At 72.5% G+C, this 22,812-nt stretch carries 19 protein-coding genes and 3 pseudogenes; 9 read left to right on the forward strand and 13 right to left on the reverse strand.

The window, feature by feature from the left end; translation table 11 throughout:
• Positions 1-12: 12 nt before the first annotated feature.
• The gene (locus tag ABZV31_RS23470; RefSeq protein WP_355897094.1) at positions 13-243 is read right to left on the reverse strand and encodes a DUF4287 domain-containing protein; all 231 of its coding nucleotides are present in this window, start codon (positions 241-243) and stop codon (positions 13-15) included.
• Positions 244-344: 101 nt separating this feature from the next.
• Here ABZV31_RS23470 and ABZV31_RS23475 point away from each other — a divergent pair, with 101 nt between their 5' ends.
• Positions 345-656 (forward strand): hypothetical protein, encoded by a 312-nt coding sequence (locus ABZV31_RS23475; RefSeq protein ID WP_355897097.1) that lies wholly within the window; start codon positions 345-347, stop codon positions 654-656.
• 58 nt (positions 657-714) lie between these two features.
• Here the strand turns inward: ABZV31_RS23475 and ABZV31_RS23480 are convergent, their stop codons facing one another.
• From ABZV31_RS23480 to ABZV31_RS23490, 3 genes are all read right to left on the reverse strand, one after another.
• Positions 715-1,506, reverse strand: a complete 792-nt coding sequence (locus tag ABZV31_RS23480) for a hypothetical protein (RefSeq protein WP_355897098.1) — start codon at positions 1,504-1,506, stop codon at positions 715-717.
• Positions 1,507-1,798: 292 nt separating this feature from the next.
• A complete protein-coding gene (locus ABZV31_RS23485) occupies positions 1,799-3,019 on the reverse strand; it encodes an acetyl-CoA C-acetyltransferase (protein WP_355897101.1) in 1,221 nt (406 codons plus the stop codon).
• Positions 3,020-3,255: 236 nt separating this feature from the next.
• A complete protein-coding gene (locus ABZV31_RS23490; protein ID WP_355897104.1) occupies positions 3,256-4,281 on the reverse strand; it encodes an SGNH/GDSL hydrolase family protein in 1,026 nt (341 codons plus the stop codon).
• A 160-nt stretch (positions 4,282-4,441) separates the two neighbouring features.
• Here ABZV31_RS23490 and ABZV31_RS23495 point away from each other — a divergent pair, with 160 nt between their 5' ends.
• Entirely contained in the window at positions 4,442-5,833 is a 1,392-nt protein-coding gene (locus ABZV31_RS23495; protein ID WP_355897106.1) for a cystathionine beta-synthase, read from the forward strand.
• 485 nt (positions 5,834-6,318) lie between these two features.
• Here the strand turns inward: ABZV31_RS23495 and ABZV31_RS23500 are convergent.
• The 3 genes and pseudogenes from ABZV31_RS23500 to ABZV31_RS23510 all read right to left on the reverse strand — a co-directional run bounded on the left by ABZV31_RS23500 (position 6,319) and on the right by ABZV31_RS23510 (position 9,097).
• Positions 6,319-6,746, reverse strand: a pseudogene (locus ABZV31_RS23500) (hypothetical protein).
• Between the two features lie 19 nt (positions 6,747-6,765).
• The gene (locus ABZV31_RS23505) at positions 6,766-8,367 is read right to left on the reverse strand and encodes a SulP family inorganic anion transporter (RefSeq protein WP_355897109.1); all 1,602 of its coding nucleotides are present in this window, start codon (positions 8,365-8,367) and stop codon (positions 6,766-6,768) included.
• Between the two features lie 43 nt (positions 8,368-8,410).
• A complete protein-coding gene (locus tag ABZV31_RS23510; protein ID WP_355897112.1) occupies positions 8,411-9,097 on the reverse strand; it encodes a carbonic anhydrase in 687 nt (228 codons plus the stop codon).
• A gap of 202 nt (positions 9,098-9,299) precedes the next feature.
• On the opposite strand from ABZV31_RS23510, the gene ABZV31_RS23515 reads away from it, so the two are divergent.
• Together ABZV31_RS23515 and ABZV31_RS23520 are read left to right on the forward strand one after the other, a co-directional pair.
• Complete coding sequence (locus tag ABZV31_RS23515; protein ID WP_355897114.1) at positions 9,300-10,142, forward strand: MurR/RpiR family transcriptional regulator; 843 nt, start codon at positions 9,300-9,302, stop codon at positions 10,140-10,142.
• Positions 10,143-10,254: 112 nt separating this feature from the next.
• The gene (locus ABZV31_RS23520; protein ID WP_355897117.1) at positions 10,255-10,839 is read left to right on the forward strand and encodes a hypothetical protein; all 585 of its coding nucleotides are present in this window, start codon (positions 10,255-10,257) and stop codon (positions 10,837-10,839) included.
• Between the two features lie 13 nt (positions 10,840-10,852).
• Here the strand turns inward: ABZV31_RS23520 and ABZV31_RS23525 are convergent.
• From ABZV31_RS23525 to ABZV31_RS23540, 4 genes and pseudogenes are all read right to left on the reverse strand, one after another.
• Positions 10,853-11,041 (reverse strand): annotated as a pseudogene (locus ABZV31_RS23525) (hypothetical protein); the annotation flags it as partial.
• Positions 11,041-11,363: pseudogene (locus tag ABZV31_RS23530) on the reverse strand (transcriptional regulator); the annotation flags it as partial. The pseudogenes ABZV31_RS23530 and ABZV31_RS23525, both read right to left, overlap by 1 nt.
• A gap of 86 nt (positions 11,364-11,449) precedes the next feature.
• Entirely contained in the window at positions 11,450-11,842 is a 393-nt protein-coding gene (locus ABZV31_RS23535) for a hypothetical protein (protein ID WP_355897119.1), read from the reverse strand.
• Positions 11,843-12,011: 169 nt separating this feature from the next.
• A complete protein-coding gene (locus ABZV31_RS23540) occupies positions 12,012-13,397 on the reverse strand; it encodes a diaminopimelate decarboxylase (RefSeq protein WP_355897122.1) in 1,386 nt (461 codons plus the stop codon).
• Positions 13,398-13,558: 161 nt separating this feature from the next.
• Here ABZV31_RS23540 and hutU point away from each other — a divergent pair, with 161 nt between their 5' ends.
• The 4 genes from hutU (at position 13,559) to hutI (ending at position 19,062) form a co-directional block, all read left to right on the forward strand.
• Positions 13,559-15,223 carry a urocanate hydratase gene (gene hutU / locus ABZV31_RS23545; RefSeq protein ID WP_355897125.1) on the forward strand — a complete coding sequence of 555 codons (1,665 nt, stop codon included), beginning with the start codon at positions 13,559-13,561 and terminating at the stop codon, positions 15,221-15,223.
• On the forward strand, positions 15,220-16,437 hold the full coding sequence (locus ABZV31_RS23550) for an allantoate amidohydrolase (protein WP_355897128.1): 1,218 nt from the start codon (positions 15,220-15,222) through the stop codon (positions 16,435-16,437). Before hutU ends, ABZV31_RS23550 begins: the two co-directional genes overlap by 4 nt.
• Positions 16,434-17,768 (forward strand): formimidoylglutamate deiminase, encoded by a 1,335-nt coding sequence (locus tag ABZV31_RS23555; RefSeq protein WP_355897131.1) that lies wholly within the window; start codon positions 16,434-16,436, stop codon positions 17,766-17,768. The genes ABZV31_RS23550 and ABZV31_RS23555 overlap by 4 nt, the downstream gene beginning before the upstream one ends.
• Positions 17,769-17,865: 97 nt before the next feature.
• Positions 17,866-19,062: an imidazolonepropionase gene (gene hutI, locus ABZV31_RS23560; protein WP_355897133.1), complete on the forward strand. Its 1,197-nt coding sequence runs from the start codon at positions 17,866-17,868 to the stop codon at positions 19,060-19,062.
• A 99-nt stretch (positions 19,063-19,161) separates the two neighbouring features.
• On the opposite strand, the gene ABZV31_RS23565 is transcribed toward hutI, so the two are convergent.
• On the reverse strand, positions 19,162-20,712 hold the full coding sequence (locus ABZV31_RS23565; RefSeq protein ID WP_355897136.1) for an RICIN domain-containing protein: 1,551 nt from the start codon (positions 20,710-20,712) through the stop codon (positions 19,162-19,164).
• Between the two features lie 355 nt (positions 20,713-21,067).
• The gene (locus tag ABZV31_RS23570; protein WP_355897139.1) at positions 21,068-22,003 is read right to left on the reverse strand and encodes an RNA polymerase sigma factor SigF; all 936 of its coding nucleotides are present in this window, start codon (positions 22,001-22,003) and stop codon (positions 21,068-21,070) included.
• 237 nt (positions 22,004-22,240) lie between these two features.
• Here ABZV31_RS23570 and ABZV31_RS23575 point away from each other — a divergent pair, with 237 nt between their 5' ends.
• Complete coding sequence (locus ABZV31_RS23575; protein ID WP_355897142.1) at positions 22,241-22,618, forward strand: STAS domain-containing protein; 378 nt, start codon at positions 22,241-22,243, stop codon at positions 22,616-22,618.
• Positions 22,619-22,812 lie beyond the last annotated feature (194 nt).

Below are 22,812 nucleotides of genomic sequence, written 5' to 3' on the forward strand. Positions count from 1 at the left end.
GCCGATGCGCGCCTAGAGCAGTTTGCGCGCGGCCCTCCTCAGGTCGTACTCATGGATGATCGCTTTGGCGTGGCCGTACGCGAGGTTGTGCTCGGCGCGGAGCCAGCTGACTTTCTCCTCGAAGCGGAAGAGAGAGGGGCCTTCTTCGACGGTGCGCAACCAGTCGGCGACTTCACGACCGGTGCAGTGGGGGATGCGGGCGAGCAGATTGCGATGGGTCTCCTCGGAGAAGACTTGGGACATCGGCGCCTCCGGACGCATTCGATGAAGCCGGTCCTTCACGTCACCGTGCCTGAGCGTTGGCGTATTGGCAACAGTCCTGGTGCGACGCGTACTCTCGCGGCGTGGTTGACACGACACCTCTGACCCGTGCAGTGGATCACTTCGCCGACCGGCTGAGGGCGGCTCCGCAGAGTCGCCTGCAGCGGAGCGCTGCCGCTGAAGCGCTGGCGCTGGCCAGGGAGTTGGCACGGCGGGCGCAGTTGCTGGAGGAGCCCGGCACCGAGCTCCGCGAGATGCCCGACGCCGGGATGTTTGCTGCCGCCGACCAGATCACCGTTGCCGGGCACGATCTCGCGCTCGTACTGAAGAACGAGGATGAGGTCGCCGAGGCGGTGCGGTTGGTGAAGGAGGCGCAGAAACGGGCGGGGGTGTGACAGCCGGCCGGTACGCTGCTCCGCCCGGCGTTCCTGCGGCGATCTCCGCCCGGCGTTCCTACAGCGAGGCGATGACCCGGTCCGCCAGGATGTACACGTTCTCCTCGCCGCAGGCGAAGGTCAGGGTGTACGCGCCCGAGACGCCCGAGCCGCCGAGCAGGACCGGGGCCCGGCCCGCGCGCAGGGCGGCGGCGAGGCGCTCCGCCGTCTCGCGGTGGCCCGGAGTCATGCACAGGGTCGTGCCGTCCGCGAAGACGTAGACGTCGAGGGTGCCCAGCGGGCCCGGGCGGACGTCGGTCAGCTCCACGCGGGACTCGGCGAGCTCCTCCAGCGCGGCGACCGTGCGCTCGTGGTCGCCCACGACCGGTGACGGGGACGGGGTGAAGTCCGGGTGCGAGGGGTGGCGGCGGCGGGCCGCGGCCAGCTCCGGGGACTCCCCGGAGAACTCGTCGGCGTCCGTGCCGGTCTCGGTCACCGGCTCCAGCGGCTCCAGGCTCGCGAAGTCGGCCTGGCGCGGCAGGAACAGCTCGCTGTCCGGCAGTCCGAGCAGGGAGGGCGCGTCTCCGGCGTCACGGGCCTCCTGGGCGGCCCAGAACGCCCGCGCCTCGGCCAGTTCCCGCTCCCGCTCCTCGGCGAGCGCCTGGGTCACGGCGGCGCGTATCTGCTCGGCGTCGGTGTGGCTGCGCGCGGCGGGCAGCAGGGCGCGCGCGGTGGCGGCGTGGTTCTCGGCCAGCTGCCTCTGCAGGGCCGCGACCTGGCGGCGCAGCACCAGGAGGGTGCGCAGGACGGCGACGCCCACGGCGCCGGTGGCGGCCGTGGTGAGCAGCAGGGCGATCGGCATGGCGCTCACTGACGTACTCCCGGGTTCAAGGTCGACCCCCGACTTCCTACATCAGCTTGAAGGGCGGACTAACCAGCTGTCAGTGCGTAACGTCACGAAACGGACAGGATTTCCACCCCGATGTTTACTGGCGAAACGGCGCTGACCTGCGTAAATACCTCAGTGGAAGGAGATAGGTTACATCCTGGGGGAGATTGGATCACAAAACGGCCCGGAACCCCATGGTTTCTTGGATTCCGGGCCGTTCGCTCACGCTGGGTGGTAATACGGCCACTGACGGTCTCTCAGTGGAGGAGGTGGGTCAGCTGAGGCGCTCGATGACCATCGCCATGCCCTGCCCGCCGCCGACGCACATCGTCTCCAGGCCGAACTGCTTGTCGTGCCACTGGAGGGAGTTGATGAGCGTGCCGGTGATGCGGGCGCCGGTCATGCCGAAGGGGTGGCCGACGGCGATGGCGCCGCCGTTGACGTTCAGCTTGTCGAGGTCGATGCCGAGGTCGCGGTAGGAGGGGATCACCTGGGCGGCGAAGGCCTCGTTGATCTCGACCAGGTCGATGTCGTCGATGGTCAGGCCGGCCCGCCGCAGCGCCTGCTGCGAGGCCTCGACCGGGCCGAGGCCCATGATCTCCGGGGAGAGGCCGGAGACACCGGTGGAGACGATGCGGGCGAGTGGGGTGAGGCCCAGCTCGCGGGCCTTGGTGTCGGACATGATGACGACCGCGGCGGCGCCGTCGTTGAGGGGGCAGCAGTTGCCGGCGGTGACGAGGCCGTCGGGGCGGAAGACGGGCTTGAGCCCGGCCACGCCCTCCATGGTCACGCCGGGCCGCGGGCCGTCGTCCTTGGAGACGACCGTGCCGTCGGGGAGGGTCACCGGGGTGATCTCGCGCTCCCAGAAGCCGTTGTTGATGGCCTTCTCTGCGAGGTTCTGCGAGCGGACTCCGAACTCGTCCATCTCCTCGCGGGTGATGCCCTTCCAGCGGGCGAGGTTCTCCGCGGTCTGGCCCATCGCGATGTAGGGGTCGGGCAGCAGCCCGTCCTCGCGCGGGTCGTGCCAGGTGGTGCCCTCCTGCTCGGCGACGGCGGCGGTGCGCGCCTCGGCCTCGGCGAAGAGCGGGTTGTGCGTGTCCGGGAGGCTGTCGGAGTTGCCCTTGGTGTAGCGGGAGACCATCTCCACGCCGGCCGAGATGAACACGTCGCCCTCGCCGGCCTTGATGGCGTGCAGGGCCATCCGGGAGGTCTGGAGGGAGGAGGAGCAGTAGCGGGTGATCGTGCAGCCCGGCAGGTGGTCCATGCCCATCTGCACGGCGACGATCCGGCCGAGGTTGTTGCCCTGCTCGCCGCCGGGGAGGCCGCAGCCGAGCATCAGGTCGTCGATGTCCCTGGGGTCCAGTTCCGGGACCTTGGCGAGGGCGGCCTGGATGATCGTGGCGGCGAGGTCGTCCGGGCGCAGGTCCTTGAGGGAGCCCTTGAAAGCGCGGCCGATGGGGGAGCGGGCAGTCGAGACGATGACGGCTTCGGGCATCACGGCTCCATTGGCGGTACGTGCGTACGGGAAGTACGGAGGGCGGGCAGGGCTGTCTGGGAAGTTACCCGTACGTATGGGCGGGGTCACGGGTGCTGGGGTGTGATCCTGGCCGCAACTTTCTAAGCGCTTGCTTTGGCCTTCGGCGACTGGGGGCGCAGAGGGCGCGGGTACGGTGAGGGCGCGGGCAGGTGGGGGTGGGCAGGTGGGGCGCTGGGAACTGCCGCCCACCACCGTTACGCCGAAGGAGTCGCAGGCGCCGGTCGTGGCTCCGGCACCCGGCGACGGCGACGGCGCTTCAACAGGGCCCACGGCCCGCGCGGTCCCGTCGGCATCGCTGCCGTGACCTCCGTGCCCGCCTCGGACGCCGCCTCGGCCGCCGCCCGGGCCACCGGCAGGAAGCCCTCACGCCGCGACGCGTCCGGACGCTCCTCCTCCGCAGGCCACATGCCCAGTGCCGCGCAGACCGTTGGCAGGACCGCCATGGCGGCGGTGGCATACCCCTCGGCAGAGGGGTGGTAGTTGTCGGGGCCGAACAGCTCCCGCGGGTTCGCCGCGAACTCGGGGCCCAGCAGGTCGCCCAGCGACACGGTGCGGCCCCCCTGCTCCACCGCCCCGATCGTCTGAGCCGCCGCCAGCTGCCGGGAGGCCCGGCGGGCCACCCAGCGCAGCGGCTGCTGGACCGGCTCGATGGTGCCCAGGTCGGGGCAGGTGCCGACGACCACTTCCGCGCCTGCCGTGCGCAGACGGCGTACCGCAGCCGACAAGTGCCGCACCGAGCGCGTCGGCGGCATCCGGTGCGTCACGTCGTTCGCGCCGATCATGATGACGCAGATGTCGAGCAGCTGGGCCGGATCGGCGAGCACCAGCGCCACCTGGCGGTCCAGGTCGTCCGACTGGGCACCCGGAAGGGCCACGTTCCGCAGCTCCACCGGACGCTCCGCCACCGCCGACAGGCCCGAGGCCAGCAGCGCGCCCGGCGTCTGCCCGGCCCGGTGGACGCCCTGCCCCGCGGCCGTGGAGTCGCCGAGCATGGCCAGCTTCAGAGGCGGTTCGCCGGGGGTGTCGTAGACATGGCCGTACAGCCCGTCCGCCACCGGCACGTGGTTGTCCGAGCCGTTGCCCACATGACGCTTGGCCATCTGCACCTCGGCCAGCAGCAGACCCACGGCGGCCGCCCCGACCACGCCGACCCCGCCGCCCCCGTATGCGGCGCCGGCCGCGATGCGCCGGGCCACCCTCGCCCTCGACATGCTCGTCATGCGTCGCCGCCACCTCCTTGTAGCCGTACATCCACTCCTTGCCCCGTACATACCGTCGCCCAATCTCGACGGGGAGTGAACGCACGTCCTTGCGGCCGCCCCGGGCCTTAGGCTGGCGGAACCACTACGACCACATCTTTTGCAGCAACCGGAGACAACGGTGCAATTCCACGACTCGATGATCAGCCTCGTCGGCAACACCCCGCTGGTGAGGCTCAACAACGTCACCAAGGGCATTCGGGCGACCGTCCTGGCGAAGGTCGAGTACTTCAACCCGGGCGGCTCCGTGAAGGACCGCATCGCCCTGCGCATGATCGAGGCGGCCGAGCAGAGCGGCGAGCTCAAGCCCGGCGGGACGATCGTCGAGCCGACCAGCGGGAACACCGGTGTGGGGCTTGCCATCGTGGCCCAGCAGAAGGGCTACAGGTGCATATTCGTGTGCCCGGACAAGGTCTCCACCGACAAGATCAACGTGCTGCGCGCGTACGGGGCCGAAGTGGTCGTCTGCCCGACCGCCGTGGCGCCGGAGCACCCGGACTCCTACTACAACGTCTCCGACCGGCTGGTGCGCGAGACCCCCGGCGCCTGGAAGCCCGACCAGTACTCCAACCCCAACAACCCCCTGTCGCACTATCACTCCACCGGCCCCGAGCTGTGGGAGCAGACGGAGGGAAAGATCACCCACTTCGTGGCCGGCGTCGGCACCGGCGGCACCATCTCCGGGACCGGGCGCTACCTGAAGGACGTCAGCGACGGCCGCGTCAAGGTCATCGGCGCCGACCCCGAGGGCTCGGTGTACTCCGGCGGTTCCGGGCGGCCGTACCTCGTCGAGGGCGTCGGTGAGGACTTCTGGCCCACCGCCTACGACCGGACCGTCGCCGACGAGATCGTCGCCGTGTCCGACAAGGACTCCTTCCAGATGACCCGGCGGCTGGCCAAAGAGGAGGGCCTGCTGGTCGGCGGCTCCTGCGGCATGGCCGTCGTGGCTGCCCTGCGGGTCGCCGAGCGGCTGGGCCCGGACGACGTCGTGGTCGTCCTCCTGCCCGACAGCGGGCGCGGCTACCTCAGCAAGATCTTCAACGACGAGTGGATGGCCGACTACGGCTTCCTGGAGGACGAGGGTCCGAGCGCGCGCGTCGGCGACGTCCTCAACGACAAGGAGGGCGGCTCCATCCCCTCCCTGGTCCACATGCACCCCGACGAGACCGTCGGTCAGGCCATCGAGGTGCTGCGCGAGTACGGCGTCTCGCAGATGCCGATCGTGAAGCCGGGCGCCGGTCACCCGGACGTCATGGCGGCGGAGGTCGTGGGGTCCGTGGTGGAGCGGGAGTTGCTCGATGCGCTGTTCACCCAGCGGGCGTCGCTGGAGGACCCGCTGGAGAAGCACATGTCCGCCCCGCTGCCGCAGGTCGGCTCCGGCGAGCCGGTCGCCGACCTGATGTCCGTGCTCGGTGCGGCGGACGCGGCGATCGTGCTGGTCGAGGGCAAGCCGACCGGTGTGGTCAGCCGGCAGGACCTGCTGGCCTTCCTGGCCAAGGGCGGAAAGCAGTAGCGAACGTCCGGTGAACCGGGCGTGTCGGCGGGGAACGTGCGGTGACCTCCGGCTGAGAGGAAGTCGCGGAAGTGGTACGAGCGTGTCACGTTCACGCAGCACCCGCTTAACACGGGTCCGGCAGATTAGTGGGTGCCGGCAGGGCGGTGGGGGTACCTCCCAGGTGTTGAGCACTGGGGGAGGCTCCGCGCCCCGGCCGGCGACCGAAACGGCGCCAAGGACCTCCGGAGCGGCTCCCGGACCTCCATGGACGCCACGGACGCGCAAGCCCGGCCCTGACCCGGCCCGCGTCCCTCGCGGGGACCGCCGTCGTCCCGCCCCCCGGCAACGGGGGTGCGGCGGTCCCCGCGCATGTTTTTGTGCGGCGGTCCCCGCGCATGTCTTTGTGCGGCCGTCGTCGCGTACGACACCAGCCGGCCCCGGCACGTCTACCTGCGGCAGATCAGGGTGCTGCCACCCGGCACGCGCAGCGGGGGGGAGGACGGTCAGTCCTCCCAGCCGTCGTCCTGGGAGGACCCGCGGCGCCGGCCGCCGAAGGCCGGGGTTGCTCCGCGCGGCCTGGACGGCGTTGACGCCGACGATGCCGAACCAGGCGCCGATGAGGCCGGGGAGGTGGGGCGGTGCCGGCGCCGATCGCGGACAGCGGGACCGCCAGCACCAGCGAGACGATGCCGAAGCCGAAGCGCTCGCCCCAGGAGTCGGTGGCCTTCGGCGACCGGGAGTCCCGGGCCACCGTCATCTGCTGCTCGGCGAGCTGTCGGCGCACCCGGCGCTCGACTGCGCCGTCGATGCGCTGGTCGACCTTCTCCAGGAACGAGTCGACCAGCGCGGACTCGTACTCCTCGCCCAGTTCCCTGCGGGCCTGCAGGGTGGCGTTGAGTTCCTTCTTCAGGTCGGCGTCCCGCGTGTCCATTCCGGTCATGCGGTCCACGTCAGGGAGCCGGGACGCCCGCCACAGTAGGGATAGCCCCCCTGTTCGGCGTAGGGCCCGCAGGGAGGACGCCGAGGGACTCCAGCGCCTTGCGGTGGCTGTGGTCGACGCCGGTGATGCGGACCTCGATGCCCCGGCCGCGCAGCTCGCCGACCGCGTCCTTCAGCGCCAGCGCGCCGGTGGCGTCGACCGCGGTCAGGCCCGACAGCCGCAGGTCGACGGCCGAGACGCCGTCGTGCACGTCGCCGAGGCTGCGGCGCAGGCGGTGGGCGCCGGCGAACAGCAGCGGGCCGTCGAAGCGGTATGTCACCGTGCCCGCGCCGCCGGGCAGTTCGTCGGCGGCGGCCGGGGTGAGCCGGGTGCCGCGCACCGCCGCGCGCAGCGCCAGCAGCACCGAGACGCCGAGGCCGATCAGCACCGCGCGCACCAGGTCGAGGGCGAGGGTGGAGGCAGCGGTCAGGCCGAGGACCAGGGCGTCCCCGCGGGTGGCCCGCGCCATCGCGCGGACCGTGTCCGTCTCCACCATCCGTACGGCCGTGGCGAGCAGCACCCCGGCCAGCGAGGCCAGCGGGATATGGCCCACCAGCGGGGCCGCCACCGCCACGATCCCGGCGAGGATCAGCGCGTGGGAGAGGGCGGCCAGGCGGGAGGCGGCGCCGGTGCGGACGTTGACCGCCGTGCGGGCGATCGCGCCCGTCGCCGGGACGCCGCCGAAGAGCGGGGCCGCGAGGTTGGCGATGCCCTGGCCGAAGAGCTCCTTGCCGGGGTCGTGGCGTTCGCCGGGGCGCATGCCGTCCGCCACGGAGGCGGACAGCAGCGACTCCAGAGCGGCCAGGGCGGCGACCGCGGCGGCGGGCGCGAGGAGGGAGGGGACGCGGGACACGTCCAGGAAGGCCAGGGAGGGGGCCGGGAGGGACGCGGGGAGCGTGCCGATGCGGGTGACGTGCAGGTGCAGGGCCTCGGCGACGGCGGTCGCGGCGGCGACGGCCACGAGGGAGAAGGGCACGGCCGGCTTCCAGCGGGCGCCCGCGAGCATCAGCGCGGCCGATCCGAGGGCGAGGAGCGGGGCCGGCCACTGCTGAGCCCGCCCGAACCCCTCGGCCGCCCGCGCCGCGACGACGGCGACCTGCTCACCGGGCGGCGTGGGCACACCGAGCGCCGCCGGCACCTGCTGCAGGGCGATCACACAGGCGATCCCGATGGTGAAACCGGCGATCACCGGTGCGGGCACGTACGCCATCGCCGCTCCCGCCCGCGCGAAGGCCAGCGCCAGCAGCATCACCCCGGCGATCAGACCGACGGTGAGGACGCCCGCGGCGCCGTACCGGTGCACGATCGGCACGAGGACCACCGTCATCGCGCCGGTGGGTCCGCTGACCTGGCGCGCGGAACCGCCGAAGAGCGCGGCGAGGGCTCCGGCGACGATCGCGGTGGCGAGGCCCGAGGCGGCACCGAGCCCGGAGGTGACCCCGAAACCCAGGGCGAGGGGGAGGGCGACGACGGCGACGGTGAGTCCGCACATGAGGTCGCGCCGGGGCGTGCGGGTCATGGAGCGGAGGTCGGCGGGGGAGGGCAGGACGGACAGAGCGCGGGTGAGGTTCATGTCTTCTTCGCGTGAGGGAGGGAGGGGGAGAGGTCGGGGCAGCTCAGGGCAGCAAGGAGACGAGCCCCGTGTCGAGGTCGAAGCGAGCCGCCGCGACGTGCGCCGACGTGAAGGCGGGGTCGGCGCGGATCGCGTCGCGGACCCAGGCCGTGTGGGCCCGCATGGTGTGTTCGGCCCAGTCGCCGGGCAGCGCCCGCGTCCGGTGGGCGGCGGGGATGATCTCGTCCACCAGCAGGACCAGATGGCCGGGCACCGGGGCCCCCGTCCGCAGGTGCTCCAGCGTCGCCGCGACCGCCCCGCACCGCTCGTGCCCCAGCACCAGCACCAGCGGGATGCGCAGCTCCTCAACCCCGTACTGGATGGAACCGAGCACCGCCTCGTCCAGGACCTGCCCGGCGGTCCTTATGCACAGCAGGTCCCCGAGCCCCTGGTCGAAGACCAGCTCCGGCGGCACCCGGGAGTCGACGCACCCGACGACCACCGCGAAGGGATGCTGCCCGGTGGCCAGCAGATGTCGCCGCCGGCTCCCCTCGTGAGGGTGCCGGGGGCGGCCGGTGGCGTACCGCCGGTTGCCCGCGAGCAGTTCGTCGAGCGCCTCGTGGGCGGCGGGCGGCGGGCGGGAAGGGCTGTCGGCGACGGTCGGCGCATGGCCGCCCGCCGCCGTCGCGGGGGCTGCGGCCAGTGCGCCGACGGCGGTGGCCGTCAGAAAAGCCCTGCGGTTGGAGGCCATGACGCTTCCTCAGGAGTCGTGCGTGTAGCGCCTGCTCACGGTAAGCGCACGGGGTGTCACGGTGAGTGCCCGTTTAACGACACTTGGTCGATCCCTTGCCCGCCCTGTATGACCTCATGCAGAGTTCTTGGTGTCTGAATAGGTAGTGGTCGGGGAGTACTCTCCCGGGGCGTCGAGGACATCTGGAGGGGGAGAGCACGTCATGAGCGTGACCGACAGCCCTGCCGCACGGCTGCAGGCGCTCTTCGAGGGGCACCGGCTCACGCCGACCCAGCGGCGCATCGCGCACAGCATGGTGCGGCGGGCCGCCGACGTGCCCTTCCTGTCCAGCGTCGAGCTGGCGGAACTGGCCGGGGTCAGCCAGCCGTCCGTGACCCGCTTCGCCGTCGCCCTCGGCTTCGACGGCTACCCGGCACTGCGCCGGCACCTGCGCGAGGTGGCGCCCGCCGAACCGGCGGCGGAGTCGGCGTCGTACAACGAATACCAGCAGGCCGTCGCGGCCGAGATCGAGAACCTGAAGCACCTGTCGGAGGCGCTGGCCGATCCGCGGCCGGTGCAGAAGGCGGGACGGGTCCTCGCCGCCTCGCGCCCGCTGCCCGTCCTCGGCCTCAGGGCCGCGGCCTCCCAGGCGTACGGCTTCGCATACTTCGCCGCCAAGGTGCACCCGGACGTACGGCTGCTCAACGAGGGCGGCACGATGATCCACGACCGCATCGACGGTGCGGTACGGGCGGGTGCCTCGGCGCTGCTGTGCTTCGCGCTGCCGCGGCACCCGCGCGAGGTCGTCGACACCCTCGCCTACGCCAAGGACGCGGGGCTGACCGTCGTCACGGTCGCGGACTCGGCCTTCGCACCGGTCGCGAAGCACTCCGACCTCCTGCTGCCCGCCGCCGTCGGCACCGCGCTCGCTTTCGACACCGCGTGCGCGCCGATGCTGCTCGGCCGGGTCCTGCTGGAGGCCATGTGCGACGACCTGCCGGACGCGCAGGCACGCCTGGAGGAGTTCGACGCGAAGGCGGCGGCGCGGGGGCTGTTCGTGGAGTGAGAAGCTGCCGGGAACGCTGCGGCGCGCTCTCAGATTCGTCTCACCAATCCTCGCTAACCTGCCCGCCCGAACGGAGTGTGCCGGGACGACAAGGACGATGAGGAGGCAGCACGTGGCACGCGGAGGTCAGGGACTGGCTCGGGTGGCCGTCGTCGTACGGGCCGGAGCGGCACCGCTGTGGTGGCTCGGGGTGTGCGCGACGGGGATCGGTCTGCTGGTGCCGGGGCTGACCGGGCGTCGGATCGGTGTCATGGCAGGGGCCGCGCTGTTCCTCGTGACCGCGGCCGTCGTGGCGTGCGTCCGCCGTCGGCGCTACGCCACCCTCGCGCGCGGCGCCGCCCGCGCCGGACGGCACGACGTGCTCCAGGACCGCGCCGTCAGTATCCGCAACTGGCGCCGGGGGCACCGCTGGTGGCTGCTGCTCGCCTTCGTGGCCGCGCTGGGCAGCGCGTTCGCCGTACCCGCGGCGGGCGGGATGCTGCTGGCCGGTGCCGGGACCGGGCTGCGGCTGAAGGCCGCGTGGCTCGGGCGGCGGGAGCGGGCCGGAGAGACGCTGCTGTGGGTGCGCGTCGACTGGCTCGACAAGCGCGGCGGACGCCCCGCGGGCAAGGCGGTCAAGGCCTACCGCAGCACGGGCATCGCGGCGGGCGACGCGGCCCCGGGCGGGGCGCGCCGCCGCACCGCGGCGCTCGTCTAGCAGGGGTCGGGGGTCAGACCTCCAGGTCCTCCTCGATCTTCTTCAGCTGGTGGCGGGCCATCGCCAGGTTGGCCCGCTTGGCGTCCAGGACGAGGTAGAGGAAGAGGCCGTTGCCGCCGCGCCCGCTGATCAGGCGGAGCAGGTGGTACTGGTCGGACAGTGTGATCAGGATGTCCTCGATCTGGCCCCTGAGCCCGAGGTGCGGAAACGGCCCGGTGTGCTGCTGGGGGCCAGGGCGAAGAACGCCGCGTCGTACAGGGCGCCCAGGTGGCACAGCTCCAGCTCGCCCTCGGTGAGGCGGCCGGCGTCCACCAGGATGCGGCCGGCCGGGTGGTCGTCGTCGGCGCGGGCCACCGCCTCCTGCCAGGCCTCGGCGTCGAGGGTACCGTGGGCCGTGAGGAGCACGCCGAGGCCCGGGGCGAACGGGTCTCGGCGTGCACCACTTGGCCCTCGGCGAGGTGAAGCGTGCCGCGCTCGCGGCCCAGGACGCCGGTGGCCTGCTCGGCGGCGAGCCGGGTCAGCATGGGTGAGACGCCGCCCCAGGGCCGCTCGCGGGCCGCGGCCCTGTCCCGCACCGGCAGGGGCGGCGGTGGAGTCGCCTTGACCACGGTCATCCCAGCACCAGCCGTCCGGCCATCTCGCCCAGCCGGATGCGGGCCAGCGCGAGGTTGCCCTCCGCGCGGGTCAGCCACAGGTGCAGGAAGACGCTGCTGTCGAAGGACGTCCGCACGAACCGCGGCAGGTGGTAGCTGTCGCGGTTGCTGATGATCAGGTCCTCGACCGGAGGGTCGGCGTCGTCGGTGCCGTCGGCGGGCGTGAAGGCGCCGTGCTCGGCGGCCAGCCGGGCCAGCTCGGCGGCCTCCGCCGCGGTCGCCTCGTGGTCGCCGCCCGGCGACTCACCGACGGTGCCCAGGGCCAGTCCGCTGGTCCAGTCGACCAGCGCGGCACCCCGGGCACCGGGCAGTCGCATGGCTTCCAGCAGGCACTCGTCGATTCCGGGCACCGTGGCTCCCCTCCCGCCTGGCGTTCGGCTGAGTGACACCGACGCTACGCACCGTGTGTGCGAGGGGTGAGGGTTCTGGCATTTTCCGGTGGAACATGCGCCAGGCGGCTAAGGTGGGTCAACTGAGCTCGTTTCCGGACCAGTTGAACGGCGCGTCCACCGGGGGGCGTCAAGGGCGCCCGGGCACGGGAAGCGTGGTGAGGGCGCTCGCGTGCGCCCCTCCCGACTCGGCCACAATCTCGTCGAGCGCCTGTGGCTCCCGTACGGTCGCGAAGGCGACACCGCCGGAGGCGTCCGGGGCGAAGCCGTGGATGCCGGGCCGGGCGAGGGAGTTGTAGGCGTAGTGGTGCGCGAAGTAGTACGCGCCGGTGTCCAGCGCCGCCGCGTAGTCGCCCTGTTCCAGCAGCGGCAGCGCGCGCCCCTCGGCGAGCAGGTCGCCCGCGAAGCAGGCGGGCCCGGCGACGTCCTGCACCACCTCGGGCCCCGACTTGGGCCGCCCCTTCGCGTCGTACGCGGCGATGCGCAGCGGCCACGCCGCCGGCGCGTACACCGTCCGCGTCGCGACCTGCACGCCCGCGTGCGTGACGGCGACCGGCCGCCCGCCGGCGCTCTTGGTGTACTCCACCCGCGCCACCACCGTGCCGTGCTTGGCCAGCAGTGACCGCCCGAACTCGGTCACCAGGCCGTACCGCCCGTCGAACAGCCCCGGCACCGCCTCGCTCAGCAGCCGCGCGTACTGCGCGTACGTCGGTGTCGTCGCCTCCGAGCTGAAGTTCACCGGCAGTCCGCCACCGATGTCGAGGGTGTCGATCTGCCGCCGCCCGGCGCGCGCGTTGATCTCCTCGGCGAGCGCGTACGTCTCCGCCACGCCCTGTGCCATAAGGGAGAGCGGGATGCCCTGGGAGCCGGTGTGGGCGTGCAGCCGGGTCAGCCACGGGCGGTCCAGGCATGCGCGCACCACCCACTCGCGCGCCCCTTCGTCGCGCAGCGCCACCCCGAACTTCGAGGTCGCCGTCGCCGTCGACAGCGCCTCGATGGAGCCCCCGCCGACCTGCGGGTTCACGCGGATGCCGAGCGGGGAGCGGGTGGGGCCCGACCGAGCCAGGGCGTCGATGCGGTTCAGCTCCTGCGGGTTGTCCGCGTTGACGGCGATGCCGAGCGCCAGCGCCTCGCGCAGCTCGGCCGGCGTCTTCGCGGGCGAGTCGAGGACGGTGCGGGCGGGCGGGATCCCGGCCGCCCGCGCCAGCGCCAGCTCGCCCGGGCTCGCCACCTCGGCGCCGATGCCCTCCTCCCGCAGCAGCCGCAGCACCGGCACGAGCGGGGTCGCCTTCACCGCGAAGGCGTGCAGCACCGGCGTCCCCGGCGCCACCACCGCGTCGAACGCCGCCCGCAGTGCCGCCGCCGACTCCCGGATGCCCGTGACGTCGAGCAGACCGACGATGGGGGTGTCCGGTCCGACCAGCCCCTGCTCCACCGCGGCCCGCACCGCCTCGTCCCGCCGGGCGGCCCGCTCGCCGTCCGCCTCGCTCACCCCGTCGCCGTAACCGTTGTCCATGCCGTCCCCCGTCCTGTCGCTGTCGGCGTTCCTACATCCAGCCATCATCCAGGGTGCACCCGCGTCGGCCCACCAACGTATTGACTAGTTCTATTCAGAAGGACAGGATGTGAATAGTCACAGCAACAATTCGCCGGGAGCAATCCGCTAGGAGGCAGACCATGTCAGGACCCCGCCCCGTACGAGCGCCGCGCGGTAGGGAACTGAGCGCCCTGGGATGGCAGCAGGAAGCCGCCCTGCGGATGCTCCAGAACAACCTCGACCCCGAGGTCGCCGAGCACCCCGACAAACTCGTCGTCTACGGCGGCACCGGCAAGGCGGCCCGGGACTGGCGCTCCTTCGACGCCATGGTCCGCACGCTGAAGACCCTCAAGGCCGACGAGACCATGCTCGTCCAGTCCGGCCGTCCCGTCGGCGTCATGCAGACCCACGAGTGGGCCCCGCGCGTGCTCCTTGCCAACTCCAACCTCGTCGGCGACTGGGCCAACTGGGAGGAGTTCCGCCGCCTGGAGGCCCTCGGTCTGACCATGTACGGCCAGATGACCGCCGGCTCCTGGATCTACATCGGCACCCAGGGCATCCTCCAGGGCACCTACGAGACCTTCGCCGCCGTCGCCGCGAAGAAGTTCGGCGGCTCGCTCGCCGGGACCATCACCCTGACCGCCGGCCTCGGCGGCATGGGCGGCGCCCAGCCGCTCGCGGTGACGATGAACGACGGCGTGGCGATCTGCATCGACTGCGACCCGCGTGCCATCGAGCGCCGCATCGAGCACCGCTACCTCGACGTCAGGGCCGACTCCCTCGACCACGCCCTCCAACTGGCCGTCGAGGCCCGCGACGCCCGCCGCCCGCTGTCCATCGGCGTCCTCGGCAACGCCGCCGAGCTCGTCCCCCAACTGCTCGCCATGGGCGCCCCGATCGACATCGTCACCGACCAGACCTCCGCCCACGACCCGCTGGCGTACCTGCCGCTCGGCGTCGACTTCGACGACATGGCCTCCTACGCCGCCAAGGACCCGGCCGGCTTCACCACCCGGGCCCGCGAGTCCATGGCCAGGCACGTCGAGGCGATGGTCGGCTTCATGGACGCCGGTGCCGAGGTCTTCGACTACGGCAACTCCATCCGCGGCGAGGCGCAACTGGCCGGGTACGACCGGGCGTTCGCCTTCCCCGGCTTCGTCCCCGCCTACATCCGGCCGCTGTTCTGCGAGGGCAAGGGCCCCTTCCGGTGGGCCGCTCTGTCCGGTGAGGCCTCCGACATCGCCAGCACCGACAAGGCGATCCTGGAGCTCTTCCCCGAGAACGAGTCCCTGGCCCGCTGGATCAGGATGGCCGGGGAACGGGTCCACTTCCAGGGCCTGCCCGCGCGCATCTGCTGGCTCGGCTACGGCGAACGCGACAAAGCCGGTGAGCGCTTCAACGACATGGTCGCGAGCGGCGAGCTCGCCGCGCCGATCGTCATCGGCCGCGACCACCTCGACTGCGGCTCCGTCGCCTCCCCCTACCGCGAGACCGAGGCCATGCTCGACGGCTCCGACGCGATCGCCGACTGGCCGCTGCTCAACGCCATGGTCAACGTGGCCTCCGGCGCGTCCTGGGTCTCCATCCACCACGGCGGCGGCGTCGGCATGGGGCGGTCCATCCACGCCGGCCAGGTCACCGTGGCCGACGGCACGAAGCTCGCCGGGGAGAAGATCCGGCGGGTGCTGACCAACGACCCCGGGATGGGCGTGATCCGGCACGTGGACGCCGGATACGACATCGCTGAGTCGGTGGCGAGCGAGCGGGGCGTCCGCGTCCCGATGCGTGAAGGTGACCAGGCGTGACCTTCCACAGCATGTGGGCGGAGCTGCTGCCGATCGGCCGTAGCTCCGCCTCCGGCGGCTACCGCCGATTCGCCTGGACCGGTGCCGATGCCGAGTGCCGGGCCTGGTTCCAGGAGCAGGCCGAGGCCCGTGGGCTCGTCCACGAAGTCGACCGGAACGGGAATCAGTGGGCCTGGCTCGGCGACCCCGCCCAAGGGGATGCCGTCGTCACCGGGTCGCACCTCGACTCCGTGCCCGACGGCGGGGCCTTCGACGGGCCCCTCGGGGTCGTGTCGGCGTTCGCTGCGCTCGACGAACTGCGCGACCGGGGAGCGCAGTTCACCAGGCCCCTCGCCATCGTCAACTTCGGCGATGAAGAGGGTGCCCGGTTCGGGCTGGCGTGTGTCGGATCGCGGCTGACCGCCGGGCGGCTCACCGTCGAGCAGGCACACCGGCTGACCGACGGGGACGGGGTCACGCTGCCGCAGGCCATGGAGGCCGCCGGATACGACCCGGATGCCATCGGGCCCGACCCGGAGCGGCTCGCCCGCATCGGGGCGTTCGTCGAGCTGCATGTCGAGCAGGGGCGGGCCCTCGACCTCACCGGAGACGCCGTGGGCGTGGCCGGCGCGATCTGGCCGCACGGGCGGTGGCGGTTCGACTTCCGGGGCGAGGCCAACCACGCCGGCACGACCCGGCTCGTCGACCGGCGCGACCCGATGCTGTCGTACGCCGGGACCGTGCTCGCCGCCCGGCGCGAGGCGCAGCTCGCCGGTGCCGTAGCCACCTTCGGCAAGATCGCCGTCGAACCGAACGGCGTCAACGCGATCCCCTCCCTGGTGCGCGGCTGGCTCGACTCCCGCGCCGCCGACCAGGACACCCTCGACACCGTGGTCACCGGTATCGAGAAGGCGGCCCGCGAGTACGCCGCGGTCCACGGCGTCGACCTCGACGTCGTCCGCGAGTCGTTCACACCCGTCGTCGAGTTCGACCACGCCCTGCGCGACGAACTGGCCCGCATCCTGGGCAAGGACACCGACCTGAAGGTGCCCGTCCTCGGCACGGGCGCCGGACACGACGCCGGGATCCTCTCCGGGAGCATCCCGACCGCCATGCTGTTCGTGCGCAACCCCACCGGCGTCTCGCACTCCCCGGCCGAGTTCGCGGCCGAGGACGACTGCGTGGCCGGGGTGCGCGCACTCGCCGACGTACTGGAAGGGCTGGCCTGCAGGTGACGCAGACGTACTGGCTGGAGCATGCCTGGCTCGGCACCCACGTCGAGCCGGGCGTGGCACTCGACGTACGGGACGGCCGTATCGCGGCCTTGCGGACGGACGTCCCCGCCCCGCCGCAGGGCGCCGAGGTGCTGCGCGGCCTCACCCTGCCGGGGCTCGCCAACACCCACAGCCATGCCTTCCACCGGGCCCTGCGCGGCACCGTTCAGGTTGGCTCCGGGACCTTCTGGACCTGGCGCGAGGTCATGTACACCACGGCCGACCGGCTCACCCCCGAGACGTACCACGCGCTCGCCCGCGCCGTGTACGCCGAGATGGCCCTGGCCGGCATCACCGCCGTAGGCGAGTTCCACTACGTCCACCACGCCCCGGGCGGCAGGCCGTACGCCGATCCGAACGCCATGGGCGCGGCCCTGGTCGAGGCCGCCGCCGAAGCCGGCATCCGCATCACCCTACTCGACACCTGCTACCTCTCCTCCGGCTTCGGACAGCCGCCCACCGCGCACCAGCTCCGCTTCTCCGACGGAACGGCCGAGGCCTGGGCCGAACGCTGTTCAGTTCTCAAGGAACGGGACCACGCGCGGATCGGGGCCGCCGTCCACTCCGTACGGGCCGTGCCCGCGCGGGAGCTCGCGACGGTGGCGCGGTGGGCGGAGGAGCGGCGGGCACCGCTCCATGTGCACCTGTCCGAGCAGACCGCCGAGAACGACGCCTGCCGAGCCGCCCACGGGTGCACTCCGACCCGGCTCCTCGCCGACCACGGCGTCCTCGGCCCGCGCACCACCGGCGTGCACAACACGCACCTCACCGACGAGGACATCGCCCTCCTCGGCGGCTCCGGCACCGGCACCTGCATGTGCCCGACCACCGAGCGGGACCTGGCCGACGGCATCGGACCCGCCGTCGCCCTGCAGAAGGCCGGCTCGCCGCTCTCCCTCGGCTCCGACAGCCACGCCGTCATCGACCTGCTCGAAGAGGCACGCGCGATGGAGCTGAACGAGCGGCTGCGCACCCGCATCCGCGGCCACTGGACCGCTGCCGCCCTGCTGCGGGCCGCCACCGCCGACGGCCACGCGGCCCTCGGCTGGAGCGACGCGGGCAGCCTCGCCCCCGGCGCCCTCGCCGACTTCACGACGATCGTGCTGGACTCGGTCAGAACAGCGGGGACGCTGCCCAGGCTCGCCGCCGAGACGGCCGTATTCGCGGCGACGGCAGCGGACGTACGCCACACCGTCGTCGCAGGACGTCACGTCGTACGCGACGGGGCGCACACCCTCGTTCCCGACGTGCCGCAGGCCCTCGCGGCCGCCGTCGAAGCCCTGCGCGGCTGACCGCCCCCGCACCGGCTCCCGCCCTCGCACCGACCCCCGCCCTCGCACCGACCCCCGCCCCCGCACCGACACCCCCGCCCCCGCCCACGAGGACGTCATGAGCAGCACGACCGGCAGCAACGGCACGACCACCGTCATCACCAACATCGCCACGCTGGTCACCAACGACCCCTCCCTCGGTGACGGATCCGCGCTCGGCCTGATCCGGGACGCGGCCGTGGTCATCGACGGCGACCGCATCGCGTGGACCGGTGAATCCAGCAAAGCACCCGCCACTGACAATCGGGTCGACGCCGGCGGCCGGGCGGTGATCCCGGGCTTCGTCGACTCCCACTCCCACCTGGTCTTCGCGGGCGACCGCACCGAGGAGTTCAACGCCCGCATGTCGGGCCGGGCCTACAGCGCGGGCGGCATCCGCACGACGGTCGCCGCCACCCGCGCCGCGACCGACGAGGAACTGGAGGCCAACCTCACGCGTTACCTCGCCGAGGCCCTGCGCCAGGGCACGACCACGCTCGAGACGAAGTCCGGCTACGGCCTGACCGTCGAGGACGAGGCCCGCGCCCTGCGCATCGCCGCCCGCCACACCGACGAGGTCACCTACCTCGGCGCCCACATCGTCTCCCCGGACTACGCCGAGGACCCGGCCGGCTATGTCGCCCTCGTCACCGGCGAGATGCTCGACGCCTGCGCCCCGCACGCCCGCTGGATCGACGTCTTCTGCGAGAAGGGTGCCTTCGACGGCGAGCAGGCCCGCGCGATCCTCACCGCAGGGAAGGCCAAGGGCCTGCACCCGCGCATCCACGCCAACCAGCTCTCCTACGGCCCCGGCGTCCAGCTCGCCGTCGAGGTCGACGCGGCCAGCGCCGACCACTGCACCCACCTGACGGACGCGGACGTCGACGCGCTCGCGAACAGCCGTACCGTCGCCACCCTGCTCCCCGGCGCCGAGTTCTCCACCCGCGCCCAGTGGCCCGACGCCCGCCGCCTCCTGGACGCCGGCGTCACGGTCGCCCTGTCCACGGACTGCAACCCGGGCTCGTCCTTCACCTCCTCCGTCCCCTTCTGCATCGCCCTCGCCGTCCGCGACATGGGCATGACCCCGGACGAGGCGCTCTGGTCGGCCACGGCCGGCGGAGCCACGGCCCTCCGCCGCACCGACATCGGCCGCCTCGCCCCCTGCGCCTACGCCGACCTGGCCCTCCTCGACGCCCCCAGCCACGTCCACCTGGCCTACCGTCCGGGCGTCCCCCTGGTCACGGGCGTGTGGCGACGAGGGGTGCGCGTGGTCTGAGCGAGGCGGCAAGCCGCGTCGACGCGAGGCAGCAGGGGCACCTGTGCGGCGCGTGGTCTGAGCGTGGCGGCAGGGGCACCTGTGCGGCGCGAGGCCTGATCAGGAGGCCCCCGCCCGCCACCGCTGCTCCGGGCCGCCGGACAGCGGGTCCAGGGACAGTTCGCCGTCGCCGTTCGGGGTGAGGGCGGTCTCGATGGCGATGGCCGGGCGGATCACGCCGTCCGGATCCACGGTGAACCTCAGGTTCTGGCCGTGGTCGCCGTCGACCGAGTCGCACCCCCAGATGCCGACGCCGTTGTCCACGGAGCCGCGGCTGTCGAGGCAGAAGTCGGGGTCGGCGTACGACTGCAGGACGCCGCGCGCGGAGTCGACCCGCCAGCGCTGGGTGCGGGAGGAGTTGCAGGGCGCCGTGACGACGTCCGTGCCGTTGTCGAAGTCACCGGCCACGTCCAGGCAGCGGCCCGAGGCGACGTTGACCACCTGGGCGTAGGCGGCGCTCGGCGGGTATGTGGGGGAGGGGGTCGGGGTCGGCTTCGGGCGGACCGTCCGGGAGGGGCGCGGACTGGGCTTCGCCGACGGCTTCCTGGAGGTCGGAGAGGGCGAGGGCGTCGGCGGGGGCGCCGACACCGTCGCGGTCACCGTGACCTGCGGAGGCGGCGTGGGTGTGGTCACCGAGCCGGCCGAGCGCTGGTGCTGCGAGCCGCCGCCGCCCGAGGTCAGGAGGAAGAGGAGCAGGGGTGCCAGGGCCACGCCGAGCGCGGCCGAGGCGAGGACGTAGCGGCGGGGCGGCGGCCACGTGGCGCTCCGCGTGACGGCCCTGGCGCGCGGCGCGGTCGGGCGCCGCGTCACGTACGCCGTGCCGCCGCACGGCAGCAGGCCCTCGGCCAGTACGGTGCGCGGGGTGTCGCGCAGGGCGGTCTGCTCCTCGAACGCGGCCGTGCAGTGGGCGCAGTGCGCCATGTGGGCCTGAAGGTCGGCGCTGTGACGCGGGTTGTCCGGCCGTACCGACTCCTCGATCAGCCGGCGGAAGTCTCCGCAGCGTGGGTCGTCGGACGCGGCGAGGCGGGACCTCAGACACGCCTGGGCCATGGCCTGGAGCGCCTGGGGAGTGCCGTACACCACGTCCTCGCGGGTGAGGCCGAGGAAGGCGGCCGTGCGCTCCTCGGGCTCCTGCTCCACGATCCCGTACCAGACCAGGCCCTGGGCACGGGTCGGCAGGGTGTGGAACGCCGCGAGCAGGGGCGGGACGGGGCCTTCGGGGCCCGCCGTGTTCAGCACCAGCAGCAGCCCGGCATCCAGGCCGCCGGACCGCTCGTCGCGCGCCCAGGAGGCGGCCAACCGGCCGGTCAGCAGCAGGAGGTGCAGCCGCAGCGGAACGCCCGGGTCCGCGCCCCGGGCCGTCTCGCGGGCCGCCAGGGTGAACGCCTGCGCCGCGAGCTGCCGGGCCGCCGACTCGCTCGCCGTGCACTGACGCGCGTAGGCGAGGACCGAGGGGCGGTGGCGGGCGCGCAGTTCCTGCAACGCCGGATAGACGGTCGGCGTGTTCGCGCGCAGCAGCTCGGTGAGCTGCGCGTCGGACGCGCCCGCATGCACCCCGCCGCCCGCGTCCCCGGTCTCGACGTCGTTGTCGGTCCCGTCGGCCCGAGCCATCCACCTGCCTCCTCGCACCCCGGTGCGGCTGCCGCGTGTTCGCGGCGGCCGGCCCCGGAGCCCTGACGTACCGGCCAGTTTGCGGGTGACCATAGTGATGGATGAGGCCCTTGGGGGAAAGAGGTTCCCACAAGTAACCAAAGGGCGCGCAGGTGAGCTTCCTGAGGATGCGGCAGAACTCCTGAGGGTGTCCTGCCGACGGCCGTCCGGCGCCGCGCACGGCACCGGACGGACACCGTCACTTCTCGGCCGTCGCGACCCTCACGTCACGACGACGGCCGGCCCGGGCTGGGACGCGGTCGGAGACCGTCACGTCACGGCCGTCGCGACCGTCATTCCTCGACCGTCGCGACCGTCACTCCTCGACCGTCAGGCCCTTGCGCAGTCGCACCAGCGTCCGCGACAGCAGCCGTGAGACGTGCATCTGCGAGATGCCGAGCTCCTCGCCGATCTCCGACTGGGTCATGTTCGCGACGAACCGCAGGGACAGGATCTTCCGGTCCCGGGAGGGGAGTTCGGCGATCAGCGGCTTCAACGACTCGACGTACTCGATGCCTTCGAGCCCGTGGTCCTCGTAGCCGATGCGGTCGGCGAGTGCGCCCTCGGAGTCGTCCTCCTCCGGCTGTGCGTCCAGCGACGAAGCGGTGTACGCGTTCGACGCCGCCATGCCCTCCACGACCTCGTCGTTGGAGATGCCGAGGCGCTCGGCGAGCTCCGCCACCGTCGGGGCGCGGTCGAGCTGCTGGGCCAGTTCGTCCCCGGCCTTGGCCAGGTCGAGCCGGAGCTCCTGCAGCCGGCGCGGTACGCGCACGGACCACGAGGTGTCGCGGAAGAAGCGCTTGATCTCGCCGATGATGGTGGGCATCGCGAACGTGGGGAACTCGACGCCGCGAGAGAGTTCGAAGCGGTCGATCGCCTTGATCAGGCCGATGGTGCCGACCTGGATGATGTCCTCCATCGGCTCGCTGCGGGAGCGGAAGCGGGAGGCGGCGAACTTGACCAGGGCGAGGTTGAGTTCGACGAGGGTGTTGCGGACGTAGGAGTACTCGTGGGTGCCTTCCTCGAGGGATTCCAGCCGCTCGAAGAGGGTCTTGGACAGGGCCCGGGCGTCGTCCGGCGCCACTTCGTCGTACGGGGGGATGTCCGGAAGTCCGGCCAGCGCGCCGTCCTCATCGGCCCGCTCGGCGCTCAGGGGATGAAGCTCGATGGGATCCAGGTGGTCCGGAGGGGATGCCGACGTCGCCCTCTGGGTATGCGATGCGTCGAGCCGGGGTGACATGATGTCCTCCATCGTTCTCGGCATATGGCTGCCGAAGCCAGTTCGTGCACTGCGGTGTGCGGCGCCTCCAAAGCCGGCCGTGTCGGGTACGTGTCTCTACTAGCCCTACCCGCTTTCCCAAGGCCACCGCAAGTGCGTTCTGTGTAGGTATGTCTGAGTGTGTGCGCTTGTTCGGGTGTCGGAGTGTGTGAGGAAGGCGTAGTGTTCGAGGGCGTCAGTCAGCAGCCAAGACCTCGGGAGAGAGACGGCATGGACCGCGGGACGGTCGGCAGCGCACAGTCGGGCCGGCTTCTGGTGGAGGTGCGGCAAGAGGGTTCCAGTGCCGTCGTGACACCGGCGGGTGAGCTCGACCATCACACCGCCGACCTGTTGCGCGAGCCCCTCGAGGACTGCCTGGACAAGGGGCACTCGCGGCTCGTCGTGGACTGCTCGCGCCTGGAGTTCTGCGACTCCACGGGGCTGAATGTGCTGCTCGGCGCCCGCCTGAAGGCGGAGGCCGCCGGGGGTGGCGTACATCTCGCCGGGATGCTGCCGGTGGTCGCGCGCGTGTTCGAGATCACGGGGGCGGACGCCGTCTTCACCGTGCACGACACGCTCGAGGACGCCCTGGCCGACGAGGCCGGCTGAGCTGTCGCCGGAGCCGCCGACGTGCCTCTCCCGCCCCCTGCGACCGGCACGTTCCGGACGTCACGCCGTTCGTGCCGAAAACGGGGGTGTTCTGCCCGATCGGTCGGGCAGGAGACATCCTGAACCTGTCGGCGGTCCGCGGGGAGCCGAGGACCGGCGTTCTGGCGTGTGTACTGGCGTACCCACTGTGTCCA

Source organism: Streptomyces sp. NPDC005202 (assembly GCF_040608235.1).
In the GTDB taxonomy this organism is placed as follows: Bacteria; Actinomycetota; Actinomycetes; order Streptomycetales; family Streptomycetaceae; genus Streptomyces.

Excerpts from the sequence above, each read along its gene's own strand:
- ABZV31_RS23565 (WP_355897136.1), bottom strand. The coding sequence starts at position 20,712 with ATGGCTCGGGCCGACGGGACCGACAACGACGTCGAGACCGGGGACGCG.
- ABZV31_RS23540 (WP_355897122.1), bottom strand. The coding sequence starts at position 13,397 with ATGGACAACGGTTACGGCGACGGGGTGAGCGAGGCGGACGGCGAGCGG.
- ABZV31_RS23470 (WP_355897094.1), bottom strand. The coding sequence starts at position 243 with ATGTCCCAAGTCTTCTCCGAGGAGACCCATCGCAATCTGCTCGCCCGC.
- hutU (WP_355897125.1), top strand. The coding sequence starts at position 13,559 with ATGTCAGGACCCCGCCCCGTACGAGCGCCGCGCGGTAGGGAACTGAGC.
- ABZV31_RS23505 (WP_355897109.1), bottom strand. The coding sequence starts at position 8,367 with ATGAACCTCACCCGCGCTCTGTCCGTCCTGCCCTCCCCCGCCGACCTC.
- ABZV31_RS23485 (WP_355897101.1), bottom strand. The coding sequence starts at position 3,019 with ATGCCCGAAGCCGTCATCGTCTCGACTGCCCGCTCCCCCATCGGCCGC.
- ABZV31_RS23575 (WP_355897142.1), top strand. The coding sequence starts at position 22,241 with ATGGACCGCGGGACGGTCGGCAGCGCACAGTCGGGCCGGCTTCTGGTG.
- ABZV31_RS23510 (WP_355897112.1), bottom strand. The coding sequence starts at position 9,097 with ATGGCCTCCAACCGCAGGGCTTTTCTGACGGCCACCGCCGTCGGCGCA.
- ABZV31_RS23570 (WP_355897139.1), bottom strand. The coding sequence starts at position 22,003 with ATGGAGGACATCATGTCACCCCGGCTCGACGCATCGCATACCCAGAGG.
- hutI (WP_355897133.1), top strand. The coding sequence starts at position 17,866 with ATGAGCAGCACGACCGGCAGCAACGGCACGACCACCGTCATCACCAAC.
- ABZV31_RS23490 (WP_355897104.1), bottom strand. The coding sequence starts at position 4,281 with ATGACGAGCATGTCGAGGGCGAGGGTGGCCCGGCGCATCGCGGCCGGC.
- ABZV31_RS23515 (WP_355897114.1), top strand. The coding sequence starts at position 9,300 with ATGAGCGTGACCGACAGCCCTGCCGCACGGCTGCAGGCGCTCTTCGAG.